Origin of the sequence: Aeromonas sp. QDB25, assembly GCF_027707725.1 — a bacterium.
Taxonomy (GTDB): domain Bacteria; phylum Pseudomonadota; class Gammaproteobacteria; order Enterobacterales; family Aeromonadaceae; genus Aeromonas; species Aeromonas caviae.
This window is the reverse complement of sequence record NZ_JAPCIZ010000025.1, coordinates 18,436-33,569: the sequence shown is the minus strand read 5'-3', so window position 1 is coordinate 33,569 and position 15,134 is coordinate 18,436. Positions and strand designations below refer to the sequence as shown.

Below are 15,134 nucleotides of genomic sequence, written 5' to 3'. Positions count from 1 at the left end.
ACAAGATAACGTTTTCATAACGAAAACTCGATCGCGCTCACAGACCTGGCACCGCTTTCGGCCCATACCAGCGGAAAGAGGGGAGCGAGTGACGAAATCAATGTCCAATCAAATGGATAGAGGGGGCTGGGTGATGAAACGGATTGAGGAGCAGGCCAGGCGGCTGGACCAGGAGTATCAGGGCATTGCCCAGTTGTTCGATCAGTTCTGCCAGCAGGCCGGCGTACTCGCCGAACGCTATCACTTCTTCAACTGGCCGGATTATGAAGAGAGCCCGCCCCTCGCCCGCGCCTTCACCCTGCTGGGGGAACCACGGGAGCTGCGGCTGCGCTGTCAACCCGGCGAGGGGGGTTCCCTGAACGGCCTCCTCCAGGTGTGTGGCGAGGAAGGCAAGGTTCACGCCAGCCTGGGCTTTCATGCCGACGGCCACCTGCTGCTGGAGCCGGGCCGCCTGCTCGACGACCCGCCGGGACTGCTGCTGAGGCTGATGCTAGGCTCCCTCTGGCAGGATCAGGGGAGCGAGCCTCCCCGCTGACCCCCGCCAGGGGCGTCAGTCGGCAGACACTTCGATGGTCAGGTGCACCAGCTCCTCGTGGATGGCGAGGCGCTCACGGATCGCCTGTGCCGGGACCGGGGTCGCCATCTGCAACGACATCGCGGCGGCATACTGCATCTGCCCCACCCGCCAGACGTGCAGATCGCGGATCTCGATGCCAGGCAGCTCGGCAATCACCTCGCGGATCTCGTCCACCAGGGGCGCATCCATCTCCGCATCCAGCAAGACGCGCCCGGTATCACGCAGCAGCCCCCTGGCCCACACCGCCACCAGCACGGCCCCGGCGATGCCCATCAGGGGATCCAGCCAGTCCGCCCCCCACAACATGCCTCCCACCAGCGCCAGAATCGCCAGCACCGAGGTGGCCGCGTCCGCCAGCACGTGGAGGTAGGCGGCGCGCAGGTTGAGATCCTGATGGCCGTGGTGGTGATCGTGCGAGTGGTCGTGATGACCGTGATGGTGGTCGTGACCATGGTGATGGCCGTGATCGTCCCTGAGCAGCCAGGCACAGGCCAGATTCACCAGCAGGCCCAGCAGGGCAATGCCGATCGCCTGCTGATAATGGATGGGGCTGGGGTCCAGCAACCTGGCCACCGACTCGAACAGCATCAATCCCGCCACTCCCACCAGCAGCAGGGCGCTGCTGAAGCCCCCCAGCACCTCTATCTTCCAGGTACCGAAGCTGAACCTGTGATCCCGCGCGAAGTGGCGGGCAGCGCGATAGGCCAGCACCGACAGGCCGAGGGCCAGAGCATGGGAGCTCATGTGCCAGCCGTCGGCCAGCAGCGCCATGGAGTTGTAGAACCAGCCGCCACCGATCTCCGCCACCATCATGACGACGGTGAGCAGCACGGCCCAGCGGGTCTTCTGTTCCGCCAGGGGATTCCCTTCGTGGACGACGGGGTGGTGGCAGTGGGATGAGGCGAGGGATGGCATGGATTTCTCCTGAAAACGAGGATGCTATATACTATACCCCAGTATAGTTTTATTGATCGAGAGGATCCTGCATGTCACACACGGTTCACGACAAGAAGAAGCTGCTGGCACGGGTCAGGCGCATCAAGGGGCAGACCGGCGCCCTGGAGATCGCCCTGGAACAGGAAACAGACTGCGCCGCCATCCTGCAGCAGATCGCCGCCATCCGCGGCGCCGTCAACGGCCTGATGCTGGAGGTGCTGGAGGGGCACATGCGCGAGCATCTTGGCGCCGAGGAGGCGACCCATGCCGAGCGGCTGGACGATCTGGATCAGGTGGTGAGGGTACTGCGTTCCTATCTGAAATAAGGGCGCCCGGTGATGACGGGCGCCCCTGTCAGTCGAAGTCCGCGTAGGGGGTGAGAGGCCTTGGGGGCATGTCGAGATCCCCTTGCCAGGGCTTGAAGGTGTAGCGCAGGAACAGGGTGACATGGCTGGGGGCATAGTCATCCGCCTGCTGGATGTCCACCCGGCCACCGATGCGCCAGTGCTCCGTCAGCCTGTGTTCCACCACGCCATTCAGGGTGTAGCCGAATCCACTGCTACTGCCCCCTTTCACAGGCGCATTCCTGTCTGGCAAACCGCTTGGCAACAAGCCTTCCAGCGGGTAGCGGCGACTGTCGTCGGTACGGGCGTAGGACCAGGATCCCGATCCGCCCAGCTCCCACGACCAGTCCGGGGTACGCTGCCGGTAGCTCACCGGCACCGAGGGCGAGAAGTACCCCTGCGGGCTGTAATACCCCCCCTGCCCCAGGGTATAGCCCCCCAGATCCTGCTGGTAGTGCCACAGCATGGTGCTGAGCCCCACGCTGGCACGGCGATGGGTCTCGTTGACGAACTTGTAATAGCCCCCTCCCATGAGCCGGGTGCGCCAGTTGTCGGGCACGTTCTTGCCGGTCAGCAGGTGCTGCTGGGCGCTGCCCCAGAACCCGGCGGCCCCTCCCAGATCCCGGCTGAGATCGAGGCGGACCCCGTTCGCCCGCACCCCGCCCCAGCTGATGCCCGTGCCCGGATCCACCGTTCCCCCATAGGAGAGCAGCGAGCTGCTGACGGGCCGACGCGAGAGGGTCATTCCCCACCCCAGCGTGTGCCAGTCACCGGTCAAGGTGGCACCACCAACCCAGTCCACCACCTCGAAACCGAGGGGCGTGGTCCCCAAATCGAACGCCCAGGCCCCCCGCTGCCAGCCTGCCGCCAGGGTGGTCCCCCGGCTCTGCTGGTGCGCGGCCCCGCGGCAGTCCCTGGCCGCACAGGTACCGAACTGCGCCCGGTAAGGGGAGTCCGGCAGATCTCCGGCATCCATGTCGACCAGTTCAAGGCGGCCGAAGGCGGTACCACCGGCCAGCGGCGTATCCAGTTGCGCCATCTGGGTCAGCGCCCGCAGATCCGAGTAGCCCCCGGTACCGCTGGAGCCCCAGTAATCGCTGTCGAGGGAGAAGGTGGTCTGGCTCTGCCGGTAATGCCTGTCGAGATCGCTGCGCAGGCCGGATGCCAGCCACCCCTCCCCATCCTGACTGCGGGCCAGCCGGGTCAGCTCGCCCCCCTCCAGATCCTCGCGGGGGGCCAGACCTGCGGCCACCAGCCCCTTGCGATCCCGCACCAGGGCCTCCTCCACATCATGCTCGGCAACGCGCTGGCGGGCGGCATCGCGCCAGAACAGCGCCGTCTGCTGGGAGGCCGGTTGCATCACCACCAGGGGTTCGTAGTCGGTGAAGATGGCGCGGGCTGTCTCGCCCTCTCCCAGCGCCTGATAGAGATTGGCTACCCGGCGGTAGTAGTTGGCCCCCTCCGGGGGCAGCGGGCTGACCGGCCAGGCGGGCAGCCAGTGACGGGCCTTTGCCAGATCGCCCCTGGCCTGGGCCAGTTCGGCCATGCCAAGCCTGGCCTCGGGCTGTTGCGGCGTGCGGGCAAGCACCTCCTGATAGCGCTGCTCCGCCAGTGCATAGGCCCCCCGATCCGTGGCCCACTCCGCCAGCATCAGGCTCGCCTCGTCATCCGGCTGCAACGGCTGAAGCAGGCGTTCGGCCCCCTCATCATCCCCGGCCTCGTGACGCGCCCTCGCCCTGGCGAGCACCTCGTCACGGGCGAGGCGCTGATCCAGCGCATCCATGTCCTGTGTCCAGCCGGACCTAGGGATGGCGGCCAGCACCCCTCTCGCCTCCACCATCTTGTCCTGCCCCGAGAGATAGAGGGCGGTGGCGTAGCGCAGGGTGGCATCCTGCGGGTGCGCCGCCAGCCGTTCCCGCAAGAGCCGCTCCCCGCTACCGGCTTCCCCGAGGCGGGCCCGAGTATCGGCCACTCGATAGGCCAGCCATACCTCTTCCGGGGTCAGCGCGAGTGCCTGCTCGCGAAGGCGCAGCGCCGCCGCCACCTTGCCGGCCCGATCGAGCTGATCGGCCTCCTCCTGCAACAGCCCGGCCTTGAGCCGCCGCCCTTCGGCCTGCATCCCTGGGGTGCCCTGCTGCTCCAGCAGGGCCAGGGCACGTGCCGGATCCTGCTCCTTGTAGAGATCGAACAGGCGGGCCAGGGCCCGCTCCCGCGCGCTCCCCATGGCGAGCGCCTTGCGGTAGGCAGACTCCGCGTCGGCATCGCGATGGCGGCCACGCTCGCTGTCTCCAAGCCCCAGCCAGGCTTCGGGCTCACGCCCATCCTGGGCGATGGCACGGCGATACAGGGTAGCCGCCTCATCCCACTGCTCCCGTTCCAGGGCGCTGCGCCCCTGGCTCACCAGCAGCCAGTAGCGGTTGGTGGCCAGCAGGCTGCGCCATTTGTCCTTGTCGGTCACCTCGGGGTGTGCCAGCACCCGTTCAAACTGGGCGATGGCCAGCGCTCGCTGATCGTTGCGGGAGTAGGCCTGCCCGAGGGCCCCCATGAGTTCGGGATCCCCCGGGTTGGCAGCCAGGGCACGCTGCAAGCGGGAGATGGAGGCACCACCTCCCGCCGTGCTTGCGAGCGCCGACTGGCGTGCGCGATAGGCGGGCGAGGCCCACTTCTCCTCCTGGGCCGCGAGCAGCTGTTCCGCCTTGGTGGTATCCCCTTCGCCAAAGAGCACCATGTACTCCTGCAAGGCAGCGATGCTCCCGGGACCGATGGGCAGGGATTCGATGTCCGCGAGCCAGATCTCGGCGGCCTCGTCCCGCTGATAGGGATCTCGCGCCATCTCGCGCAACAGGTTCTGCGCCCCCTGGCGCCGACCCTCCGCCAGATAGAGGCGAGCCAGCCCGCCCCGCACTCTGGGCTCACCCGGATATTGCCGGTTGAGTGCCTCCAGGGCCGCCAGCCCCTTTGCCTTCATGGCCGGGATCCGTGTCTGCAACAGGGCATAATCCACCGCCACGTCGAGATTGGGGGGCAAATCACCGGAGAACAGGGAGCGATAGAGACGCTCGGCCTCCTCCAGCCTGCCGGCGCTGGTCAGCAGCCTGGCTTGTTGCAGTTGCTGGCGCCTGGCCGGTTCGTTCAGGGCCAGGTTGGCCATGCCCTGACGATAGAGCGCAGAGTCGGGGTCTTGCTTGCCAAGGCGGGCCAGCAGTGCCCCGGCCTCCTTGACCTTGCCCTGGCGCAGGGCCTGACGGGCCTGGGCTGCCAGCAGCTCCGGATGATCGGGCTCCACCAGGGAGAGGGAATAGAGGCTGTTGCTGACGAGATCTTCCCGCCCACGGGCCTCGCCAATCCTGACCTGCTCCAGCAGCCAGGCCACCGGCTGTACCGTCCCTTGCGCCAGGGCTCCGCTCATCAGGCAGGCGAGCAGGCACCCCAGGGTCACTCTGCCTGACATGACTCGCTCCAATCCGGCTGCAGGGTACCGTCGGCGGCAAAGCGATAACGCCCCTGATCCCAGCCTGCGCCGAACAGGGTCAGCACGCTGCCGTAGTAGGCATCCGCATCCAGCCCGTGATCGGAGACCTGCTTGCGCAAGGTGACCTGCACCGGCAAGCCCCGTGACAGGGGCAGGAGGGCGGCGGCAAAGCCGCTCGGCCCCTTGCCCTGAACCTGGCCGCTCAGGCTGGAGACCCGCTCGGGAAGATGACCCGATTCGGTCAGCTGCGCCAGCATGGGGGCAAAGTGGGCCACCAGAGAAGCCCTGGCGGGATCCTCCTCGCTCAACATACCGAGCCAGAGATAGACGCGGATGGCGTCATAGCCACCAGTGTCGCCCTTGTCCGCCGTCACCTGCCATCCCTTGTCGGCCTGCCAGTCCACCCAGTCCGGGGCAAAGCCACGGGGCGCACTCTCCTGCAACAGCTTGGGCAAGAGGGCCCGCATCTCGCCCCAGGGCCCCTGGAAGGAGGCGAATCTGGCCAGCAGTTGTGGAGGCAGATAGCTGGGGTTGAGGGTCCAGCGTCCCTCCCCCTCATAGCCTTTCGCCCCGGGCAGCAACACGGGGCCGAGACCCGGCAGCGTGGCGACCTCTTCCCGGGCGATGCGGCGCAGCAACAGGGTGCCGAGGGCAGAGTAGCTGTGGTTGTCCCACAGGCGACCCGCCTCCAGCAAGCTGTAGGCTATCCAGAGATCCGAATCGGACGCGCTGTTCGCATCCAGCACACCCCAACTGCCGTCCTGCTGCCTGCCCCAGAGCCAGGATGGCAGGAAGCCGGTCAGATCCCCGCGGGCGAGCTGCCGCTCCGTCCAGTCGAGCAGGCGGGCAAAGGTCTCCCTGTCATCGTTGACCAGGGCGAAGAAGAGGGCATAGCTCTGGCCTTCCGAGGTGGTGATGCGGCGCCCGTCGGCAGGGTCGATGACCCTGCCTTCTTCGCTGATGTAGTGCTGGCGAAAGTGATCCCACTCCGGCCAGTGACAGACGGCCTGCGCCGGGAGGGAACAAAGGGCCCAGAGGAGCAGGGCACCACAGACATTTTTCATCTGAGTCATCTCTTAATCTTCCTTCAGACGGCGGCGACTGGCACTGGCAAGCAGCACCCGCAGGCCCCAGCCCAGTACCAGCATGCAGAGCAGGGTCAGCCCGGCAAGACGCACCGGATAACGGGCAAACAGTTGCCAGAGACGCTCCCACCACGGCAGGTAGCCCACCTCGTAGCGATCCCCCACCACCAGGCTCTTCACCCCGGATTCCCGGATGATGGCCACCGAGCCTGCCACCTGATCGCGCAGGGTCCGGGTCTGCAGGGCATCATTGAGCAATGTGACCCCCGCCGGTCCATCCGCCAGCAGTGCGACCAGGCTGCGCTGATCATGGGTCGGCGATTGCAGCCCCAGGATGACGGCGATGGCCCGGTTGCCCGTCATGCCCACCCGGGCCTGGGGCTGGCGATCGGCCATGGTGTGCAGCAGATCCCCCTTGTGCTGGCGGGTTGGCTCGTTGACCCAGCTGCGCGTGGATTGCAGCAGGGCGTCGGGAGCCAGATCCCCTCGAAACTCCTCCGGCAGGGTGCCGATGAGCAGGGTATCCCGATCCGCGGTGCGCGCTCGCTCCCAGTCGTCCAGAACCTGCAGGGAGAGCGCCGGATACCCGGTCTCGGCCCCGATGGCACCGACGGCATCGAGCAAGGTGGTGATCTGCCCGGGATGGGGTCTGGCCGGCATGACAATCTGGGTGTCGGCGAGATCCGCCATCCGGCTGAACGGGAAGCCGGCATAGGCGAACGCCTTGAGGTCGGGCATCTCGATGAAGTGGCGATAGCCGGTGAAGTCGATGGTGGAGCCCTCGTCGATGCGCACCTGATGGGCAGGCGGCATCACCAGATCGCAACGGCCATCCTCCGTTCCTCCCATGTATTGCTGGGCATACTCGAACGAGAAGCTCAGGCTGTTGGCCTGGGTGGTCTTGAGCCCGGGCATGCGCAGCGCCATGGTGTCGTCGTCGTCGGCAAACCAGAGCGGCAGGGTCAGCAACCGCTCACTCTTGACCTCGCCGGGCTCGAGCGTGAACGACTTCATGAGCTGGCCGTTGACCCCCACATCCAGCCGGGAACCGTCGCGCAGAGTGGGCGAGGTGTGGTGATACTTCAGCTCCGTCCTGATGCCGTTCTCCCCCAGCAGATAGAGATCCGGCGGCAGGCGCAGCGTCAGGCTCATGGGCCACAGCGTGCGCCCCGTTGCCTGCAATTGGCCCGGGTACTCCGTGAGCTCGTCAAAGCGCATCTTGCGATCCAGTCGCACCCAGTTCGGGGCGTCGTAGGGTTGACGCGGGGAGAGCGGCTTCACCTCGTCCACCATGACGCTCTGGCCACGCAGCATGACATCGCCTCGCGCCAGCCCCTGCACCGCCGTCAGCAGATCCTGCTGATCCCGCCCCAAGATCAGCAGCAGCTTCACATAGGGATTGTCGGGGGAGCTGATCATGTCGATGGTGGGCCCCTTCACCTCGGGATAGTCCACCAGGAAATCGGGGCGCGCGTCATTGGTGGCAAAGATCACGGCGTTGCGATCCGGCAACTGGTTGATGAGCACCGGGAAATGCTGGCCCCGCCACTGGGCCTTGGTGCCGAACCAGGAGGCCAGCACCGCCGCCGCCTGCTGCTGCTCCGGGGGCACTGAGCCCGTGAACACCATGGGCAGAGTCAGCTTGCCATTGTCCCGCACATCGAGGAACGGCATGGGGAAGAAGGAGAGCTCGTTGCGCACCGGCAGGGTCTGCAACTGCAGGGTCAGCTTGCTGTCCCGGTTGACGTTGAGCCAGAGGGTATCGCTCGCCGGGTTCTCGCACACTTTCTGATAGTGGCCAACGAAGCTCACCTTGAGGCGGTTGAAATCCTTGGCATAGCGGGGATCCAGCTCGATGCTGGCATGGGTCATCGTCCCCATCTGATCCTGGTTGAGAGCCGCCACCCCCATCAGCTCGTCATTGAGATAGACCTTGACCTGGGAGATGAGCGGCAGCAGGGAGGGCGATGGCGTGAAGTGCAGGTCCAGGGTGGCCCGGGTCACCACCTCGTCCCGCCGCACGGTGAAGTCGGCCAGTCCGTCTGGCGCATTGCCGCGCAGGGACAGAGTGCCTGGCGATGACGCCATCTGTTCGAAGCTCATCCCCTGGGTGCGCACCGGAGCGGGAACGGGCGGCAGGGGGCCGACGGCCTCGGCGGCGGTCGCACTCTGCGCCATCAGCAGGAGAGGAATAAGGTAGCGTTGTGGTTTCATCATCCTTTCACTGTCTGTGAGGTCGGAGTCCCAGCCCGGAAATCTGGGGAGACGCGACGGGGAACGAAGGAGAGGAGCCAGCGAGCCAGCTTCTCGAGGAGGATACAAACAAAGCCGATGGGTGAGGTACGGGCCAGACGCTGCTGCCACAGGGACCAGGTATCGGCCCGGGCGAAGGTGCACTGGATGAACTCGACATGCTGTGCCTGCGCCATGGGTTCCAGCTCCAGTCCCAGCTTGCAGCCGAACACCCGCTGCACCTTGGCGGCGAACGCCTGCTCCCGCTGGTCATGGCGCAGCAGCAACCAGACCCTCTCCTTGTCGGCCAGGGGCAGGGGCGCCTCAAGCAGCACCCCGACCCCCCCGTTGGAGTAATCCCTGACAGTACAGGGGTAGAGGTGACCGTTCGCCAGCCTGATGGCCGCCGGCATCACCATCTCCACCCTGGGATTGGCACGGACCTGGCGCGACTCGAAGGCCACCGCCAGGGCGCCGCCCAGTATGGTCATGTTGTAGAGGGTCCAAATCATGCTGAGGATCAGGGTCGGCACCTCGTCGGCAGGGCCGGTGCCGATGCGCCAGAGGCCGAACCCCAACCCGCACAGATTGAGCAGGATCAGCAGCAGATAGGGGCGGGAGACCGACAGATCGAGGAACACCTCCTCCGTCATCCCCCCCTTGGCGGTCACGTTGAACGTCCCCTTGTGGGGTGCAAAGAGCGCCACCGTGGTCGGCCTGGCGATGTACCAGGCCAGCACCGTCTCATAGACCTCGCCCCAGAAGGAGTGGCGGACCTTGCCCTGCAACCGGGAGTTGGTCAGGGCGCTGTGGAAGATGTGCGGCAACATGTAGAGGGCGATGGCCGCCGCCGGGGCATAGATGATGTAGGCGTGCAGGATAAGGAAGGCGAGCGGCGCCGTCAGGAAGATGAGCCTCGGTATGCCCGAGAGGAAATGCAGCATGGCATTGAAGTAGCACAGCCGCTGCCCCAGCTTGAGCCCCTTGCCGAAGAGGGGGTTGTCCAGACGCAGGATCTGCACCATGCCGCGCGCCCACCGGATGCGCTGACCGATGTGGGCAGAGAGGCTTTCGGTGGCCAGCCCCGCCGCCAGCGGGATCCGGATATAGGCCGAGGTGTAGCCGAGGCGGTGCAGCCGCAGGGAGGTGTGGGCATCCTCGGTGACCGTCTCCACCGCGATGCCACCGATCTCGTCAAGGGCGGTGCGCTTGATGACGGCGCAAGAGCCGCAGAAGAAGCTCGCATCCCACATGTCGTTGCCATCCTGCACCAGGCCGTAGAAGAGTGCCCCCTCGTTCGGCATCTTGCGAAACCGTTGCAGGTTGTGCTCGAACGGATCGGCGGAGAAGAAGTGGTGGGGGGTCTGGACCACGCCCAGACGGGGATCCCGGTAGAACCAGCCCACCGTCATCTGCAGGAAGGAGCGGGTCGGCAGGTGGTCACAGTCGAAGATGGCGACCAGATCCCCGGTGGCCATCTTGAGGGCGTGATTGATGTTGCCCGCCTTGGCGTGCTCATGGGTCGACCGGGCCACATAGCGGATCCCGGCCTCCTCGGCGAAGTCGCGAAACGCCGCCCGTCCCCCGTCGTCAAGCAGCCAGATGGTCAGTTTGTCGGCGGGCCAGTCGAGCCCCATGGCGGCGTAGACTGTCCCCTTCACGATGGCGAGATCCTCGTTGTAGGTGGGGATCATCAGATCCACGCTGGGCCACTGGGCCGGATCCGCCGGCAGTTGTGCCGGGGGGCGGTGCAGGGGCCATGCGGTCTGCCAGTAGCCGAGCAGCAGCACCAGCCAGGCATAGGTCTCGGCGGCCAGCAGCAGCAGGCCGCAGGTCAGGCTGACGGGGTCGAACCAGTCGAGGGTCGAGGTGTAGCGCCACCAGATGTAGCGGCAGGAGATGGTGAGGGAGAGCACCATCATCATCAGCATGGGATAACGGCCCGGCACGGCCCGCAGGATGAAGGCCATGGCCGCCAGCAAGAGGACGAACACCAGTTGCGCCTGCAGGGTGAACGGCTGGGTGACGCAGAGCAGGGAGAGGCTCCCGGCCACCACGCAGAGCAGCACGCTCTTCCAGCGTGCCTCGCGGGGCGTGGCCCTGGCGGCGGCCAGCCCTTTCTCCTCCTGACGGGCCAGGAAGGCGCCGAGAGTCTGAGTGCCCCAGTGCCAGAGCCGTTGCCAGGAGGCAGGCCAGCGCAGAGGGATGGGCTGTGGGCGACGCACTATCATCCAGAGGCTCTGCAACAGAACGCGCAGGGGATCCCCCACCCGGGGGTGCGTCAGCTGGGGATAGAGCCCCCGGGCATGGCCCAGCACCCATTGCCAACCATGACGCTCGAGGGGGAAGATAACCCAGGCCAGCAGCCAGCCCAGGGTCAATGCGGCCGCCCCAGGGCGGGAAGCCCCCCGCTCGCGCAGTGCGCCATAGCGCTGCGAGCACCAGAGGCCCGCAGCCGGCGTCAGCAGCCGCACTCTCATCGGGGCGCCTCCCCCTCTGCCAGACACCAGGTCGCCAGGGCGGCCAGCTCGTGGGCAACCAGACTGGTGGGGGCATAGCGGCCGACCGGCAGCTTGGCGGCCATGGCCTCCGCCATGGCTTCGTCCCTGTGCAGATGAAGATTGAGCAGAGGGAGCCCCCCTGCCAGCCAGAGATCCAGCAGCCCCTGCTGCAGGGCCCGCTGGCTGGAGAACTGGGTCACCAGCAGACGCTCATCGGCCGCCCAGGGGTGGCGGTGAAGCCGCACATGGCAGTTGGCATCCGCATTGACCACCAGCAAGCGCCTGCAGGGGATGACGGGGGCCATGCCCAGGGGCAGATCCAGCAGCACCAGATCATAGCCATCGATCCCCGCCAGCCACTCGGCCGACGCCCCCTCCCCCCCGCCATGGGAGAGCAGATCCAGTCCCTCCTCCCGGCGGTGAAGCGCACCTCGCCACTCCCGCGCCGGCTGGGTCAGCCGGCTCCAGCCTCCCGGATCGTCATGGGGCAGGCCAAGGTGGATGCCAAGCTGGTTGTCCGGGCAGAGATCCACCGCCAGCACCCTTGCCCCCTGCTCATGGGCAGCCTGGGCCAGTCCGGCCACGATGGCGGTGGTCCCCACGCCTCCCCGGATCCCCTGCAGGGCGATCACCTTCATGCAGACCTCCCCTCGCCAGTCCCCTCGGGCCCTTTCACTGCCACCTCCGCCAGCAGGGGGAAGCGTGCGCACAAGGCGGCGAGCCGCTCCCTGGCGGCAATATCCTGATAGGAGACGCTGACACCAAAGGCCTGCTGGACCATGGCCACGTCATTGATCACCGTGCCCTCCACCGGGACGCCGAAGGGGGTCTGCATGTCTGATTGCCGTTCGCTGCGCATCGTCACTTCCGGTCTCATTGGGGATAGGGGACCCAGTCCCCCTGCCCCAGCTTGATGTGGTACTTGCCCTGATATTCGATCACCACCGAGTCCTGGTTCTCGGACACCGGCGGGGTCTGCGGCAGGTCGCCCAGCAGGGCATCCCAATCGATGGTCTCGCTCCCGAACACATCCTTCCCCACCAGCCTGGAGACCAGTTCTGATACCGCCAGGAAGCTGCTGGGGGTGTCCACGTTGCGGGTCGCTTCATGGGGCGCCTTGGTACCGAGCAGGGCAACCCCCACCGGCACCTGGGTGATGCTCGGGCTGGGAATGTCCCGCAGCCCGGCCATCTGCATCTTGTCGCCGGTGAGAGCGGCGCCGTGCTCAGGCACCATCACCACGGCCACCTTGCGGCCGGATTGCTCCAGCGTCGTCATGAAGTCATCCAGCTGATCCAGCAGGGTCTTGAGCCTCGCCTTGTAGGGCGCTATCTGGCGGCTCGCCACATAGCGGTTGCCATCGTGCAGGGCGATGAGGTTGAAGAAGGTGACGTTGCGTGCCGCCTGACTCTGTGTCCGCTCGTTCAGCCAGCGGCCGAACAGGGCATCCCCGCGATAGATGGGCTCGCCATCGAAGGAGGCGAGATCATGGGCCAGTCCCTTCTTGTCCATGGGGGTCACATCCAGCCCGGCATACTGCTGCAGGCCGGTCAGGTAATTGCCAAAATCCCCCGAGTGATCCATGGCCACCTGTTTGGCAAAGCCGAGCTGGGCCAGGTTCTCGAACAGCAGACACTGCTTCGGCGCCGTCACATAGAGCCCCTGGTGGCTGGTCTGCCCGCAACTGGCCCGCAGCAGGCGAATGGAACTCGGGCTGTTGTAGGAGGTGGCGGAGTTGAAGCGGTTGAAGCGAATGTCGAAGTGGGACCAGACCGGATGCCCGGTCAGGCCGCTCGCCTCCACATCATGCCAGGCCAGGGAGCAGACATTGATGATGAGTACATCGAAGGGGGTCGCCTGGGCTGGCAGGCTCTCCGGGAAGTGCACCAGTCTCTCCTGCTCCTCCCGATAGAAGTCATCGAGATAGGCGTTGAGGTTCTCGTTGGTCGGCGGGGCACTCTGGTGAAGCGCAGCCACTGGGCGATGAACAGATAGAGCGTCAGCAGCACGAACCCCGCGCCGACCATCTCCCAATTGATGAAACGCCCGAGCAACTCCGTCCAGTAATCCAGGGTGAAGGAGAAGACCTGGCTGCCCTGGGCACGAATGCTCTCTATCCCCGGCAACCAGGTATCGTGATAGAAGATCCCCGCCCCCACCGGCAACGCCAGCCAGTGCCGCGCACGGCGCCACCCGGCCCTTGGCAGAGGAAAGATCAGGAAGGCGGCAAACACCAGGTTGATCAGGGGTTGGAAGTTGAGATATCCCCCCCAGAGCAGGGCGAACTTGGCAAGAAAATAGACATTCCAGCCACCCAGGCCGTGCCAGTCCAGCCAGGGGAATCGGCATCAGAAACATGTCGGGTCATCGGCGATGAGTCACCTGTTATCGTGGGCCCCCCGAAGGGGCCGGGCACACTGCAATGGTTGTCAAAAGAATAGCCTGACTATTATGCAACTATTTCTTTTGTCTCAGGCGGCGCCGAACCTAGCTCCCCCGGATGGGTGGGAGGGGAATGAGAGGGGCCGTATGCATCCATATATTATCCAAACGATGCCGATAAGGCAGCCTTCTCTGACAAAATGGGGGGAACGTGCAGACGGGATGCAGGATCCTGGCAAGGGCCCCGCATTCACCACTGCGACAGACTTTGTCAGCCCTGTCGCCATCTCGAACAACTTGAGGCCACCTCTGGATTGCGCCATCATATCGGCCCGGCTGATGGTCGGCCGAATTGGACAGTCAACTTCAAGGACCCCCCATGTTTGAACACGTCGATGCCTATGCTGGCGACCCCATACTGACGCTAGTCGAAACCTTCCACAAAGATACCCGCGAGCAGAAGGTGAACCTGGGGATTGGCCTCTATTACGACGAGCAGGGCCGCATTCCGCTGCTGCCGTCGGTGCAGCAGGCCGAAGCGCAGCGCGCCGCCGCCCCGGCCCCGCGCCCCTACCAGCCAATGGAAGGCGCCGCCAACTACCGCACCGCGGTGCAGCACCTGCTGTTTGGCGCCGAGCACGAAGCGGTCAAGGCGGGTCGCATCGCCACCATCCAGACCATCGGCGGCTCCGGCGCTCTGAAGATCGGTGCCGATCTGCTCAAGCGCTACTTCCCGACCTCCGAGGTGTGGGTCAGCAATCCCACCTGGGACAACCACAAGGCGATGTTCGAGGGGGCCGGCATCAAGGTGCACGACTACCCCTATTACGATGCGGCCACCGGCGGCGTGCTGTTCGACGCCATGATCGACTGCCTGAGCAGCCTGCCGGCGAAAAGCATCGTGCTGCTGCACCCCTGCTGCCACAACCCGACCGGGGTGGATCTCTCCCGTGCCCAGTGGGACCAGGTGATCGCTCTGATGGTCGAGAAGAACCTGATCCCCTTCATGGACATCGCCTATCAGGGCTTCGGTGACGGGCTGGAAGAGGATGCCTATGCCATCCGCGCCATGGTGGCCGCCGGTGTCAGCTTTTTCGTCAGCAACTCCTTCTCCAAGAACCTCTCCTTCTACGGCGAGCGTTGCGGCGGCCTGTCGGTCATCTGCCAGGATGCCGAAGAGGCGAGCCGGGTGCTGGGGCAGATGAAGGCCACCGTGCGCCGCAACTACTCCAGCCCCCCCACCCACGGCGGCCAGATCACCGCTGCGGTAATGAGCCAGCCCGAACTGCACGCCATGTGGGTCGGTGAGGTGACCGAGATGCGCACCCGCATCAAGGCCATGCGCCAGAAGCTGTTCGAGGTGCTGAGTGCCAAGGTGCCGGGCCGCGATTTTGGTTACTTCATCAACCAGCGCGGCATGTTCAGCTACACCGGCTTCACGCCGGAGCAGGTGGACCGCCTTCGGGAAGAGTTCGCCGTCTACCTGGTGCGCTCCGGTCGCATGTGCGTGGCGGGCCTCAACAGCCGCAACGTCGACTACGTGGCCGACGCCATGGCCGCCGTGCTCAAAGGCTAAGCCCGCAAGCCCCGCTCAGGCGGGGCTTT

The 15,134-nt window shown here is 65.8% G+C and carries 10 protein-coding genes and 1 pseudogene; 3 read left to right on the top strand and 8 right to left on the bottom strand.

All coding sequences use genetic code 11. From position 1 onward, the window contains the following. Positions 1-133: 133 nt before the first annotated feature. Positions 134-535 carry a hypothetical protein gene (locus PG883_RS10875; RefSeq protein ID WP_041211001.1) on the top strand — a complete coding sequence of 134 codons (402 nt, stop codon included), beginning with the start codon at positions 134-136 and terminating at the stop codon, positions 533-535. Between the two features lie 15 nt (positions 536-550). On the opposite strand, the gene dmeF is transcribed toward PG883_RS10875, so the two are convergent. Beyond that, entirely contained in the window at positions 551-1,492 is a 942-nt protein-coding gene (dmeF, locus tag PG883_RS10870) for a CDF family Co(II)/Ni(II) efflux transporter DmeF (protein WP_104455267.1), read from the bottom strand. A 71-nt stretch (positions 1,493-1,563) separates the two neighbouring features. Between dmeF and PG883_RS10865 the strand changes: the two genes are divergently transcribed. Continuing rightward, the gene (locus PG883_RS10865; protein WP_041210999.1) at positions 1,564-1,839 is read left to right on the top strand and encodes a metal/formaldehyde-sensitive transcriptional repressor; all 276 of its coding nucleotides are present in this window, start codon (positions 1,564-1,566) and stop codon (positions 1,837-1,839) included. A 28-nt stretch (positions 1,840-1,867) separates the two neighbouring features. On the opposite strand, the gene bcsC is transcribed toward PG883_RS10865, so the two are convergent. The 7 genes and pseudogenes from bcsC to bcsG all read right to left on the bottom strand — a co-directional run bounded on the left by bcsC (position 1,868) and on the right by bcsG (position 13,426). Then, complete coding sequence (gene bcsC / locus PG883_RS10860; RefSeq protein WP_270807196.1) at positions 1,868-5,308, bottom strand: cellulose synthase complex outer membrane protein BcsC; 3,441 nt, start codon at positions 5,306-5,308, stop codon at positions 1,868-1,870. Beyond that, on the bottom strand, positions 5,293-6,402 hold the full coding sequence (bcsZ, locus tag PG883_RS10855) for a cellulose synthase complex periplasmic endoglucanase BcsZ (protein WP_244053809.1): 1,110 nt from the start codon (positions 6,400-6,402) through the stop codon (positions 5,293-5,295). Before bcsZ ends, bcsC begins: the two co-directional genes overlap by 16 nt. Positions 6,403-6,405: 3 nt before the next feature. Further along, positions 6,406-8,631, bottom strand: coding sequence for a cellulose biosynthesis cyclic di-GMP-binding regulatory protein BcsB (bcsB, locus tag PG883_RS10850; protein WP_244059057.1), 2,226 nt, complete (start codon positions 8,629-8,631; stop codon positions 6,406-6,408). Continuing rightward, positions 8,628-11,126 carry a UDP-forming cellulose synthase catalytic subunit gene (gene bcsA / locus PG883_RS10845; RefSeq protein WP_244053805.1) on the bottom strand — a complete coding sequence of 833 codons (2,499 nt, stop codon included), beginning with the start codon at positions 11,124-11,126 and terminating at the stop codon, positions 8,628-8,630. Before bcsA ends, bcsB begins: the two co-directional genes overlap by 4 nt. Continuing rightward, positions 11,123-11,785, bottom strand: coding sequence for a cellulose biosynthesis protein BcsQ (gene bcsQ / locus PG883_RS10840; protein ID WP_010672843.1), 663 nt, complete (start codon positions 11,783-11,785; stop codon positions 11,123-11,125). Before bcsQ ends, bcsA begins: the two co-directional genes overlap by 4 nt. Next, positions 11,782-12,006, bottom strand: coding sequence for a cellulose biosynthesis protein BcsR (bcsR, locus tag PG883_RS10835; RefSeq protein WP_244053664.1), 225 nt, complete (start codon positions 12,004-12,006; stop codon positions 11,782-11,784). The genes bcsQ and bcsR overlap by 4 nt, the downstream gene beginning before the upstream one ends. Positions 12,007-12,020: 14 nt before the next feature. After that, positions 12,021-13,426, bottom strand: a pseudogene (bcsG, locus tag PG883_RS10830) (cellulose biosynthesis protein BcsG). Between the two features lie 482 nt (positions 13,427-13,908). Between bcsG and PG883_RS10825 the strand changes: the two are divergent. Beyond that, positions 13,909-15,105 (top strand): amino acid aminotransferase, encoded by a 1,197-nt coding sequence (locus PG883_RS10825; RefSeq protein ID WP_103858054.1) that lies wholly within the window; start codon positions 13,909-13,911, stop codon positions 15,103-15,105. The last annotated feature ends 29 nt before the right edge of the window (positions 15,106-15,134 follow it).

What these genes read in the sequence shown, in the direction of transcription:
- bcsB (WP_244059057.1), bottom strand. Translation starts at nt 8,631, where the DNA reads ATGATGAAACCACAACGCTACCTTATTCCTCTCCTGCTGATGGCGCAG.
- bcsA (WP_244053805.1), bottom strand. Translation starts at nt 11,126, where the DNA reads ATGAGAGTGCGGCTGCTGACGCCGGCTGCGGGCCTCTGGTGCTCGCAG.
- bcsQ (WP_010672843.1), bottom strand. Translation starts at nt 11,785, where the DNA reads ATGAAGGTGATCGCCCTGCAGGGGATCCGGGGAGGCGTGGGGACCACC.
- PG883_RS10825 (WP_103858054.1), top strand. Translation starts at nt 13,909, where the DNA reads ATGTTTGAACACGTCGATGCCTATGCTGGCGACCCCATACTGACGCTA.
- dmeF (WP_104455267.1), bottom strand. Translation starts at nt 1,492, where the DNA reads ATGCCATCCCTCGCCTCATCCCACTGCCACCACCCCGTCGTCCACGAA.
- bcsR (WP_244053664.1), bottom strand. Translation starts at nt 12,006, where the DNA reads ATGCGCAGCGAACGGCAATCAGACATGCAGACCCCCTTCGGCGTCCCG.
- PG883_RS10875 (WP_041211001.1), top strand. Translation starts at nt 134, where the DNA reads ATGAAACGGATTGAGGAGCAGGCCAGGCGGCTGGACCAGGAGTATCAG.
- bcsC (WP_270807196.1), bottom strand. Translation starts at nt 5,308, where the DNA reads ATGTCAGGCAGAGTGACCCTGGGGTGCCTGCTCGCCTGCCTGATGAGC.
- PG883_RS10865 (WP_041210999.1), top strand. Translation starts at nt 1,564, where the DNA reads ATGTCACACACGGTTCACGACAAGAAGAAGCTGCTGGCACGGGTCAGG.
- bcsZ (WP_244053809.1), bottom strand. Translation starts at nt 6,402, where the DNA reads ATGACTCAGATGAAAAATGTCTGTGGTGCCCTGCTCCTCTGGGCCCTT.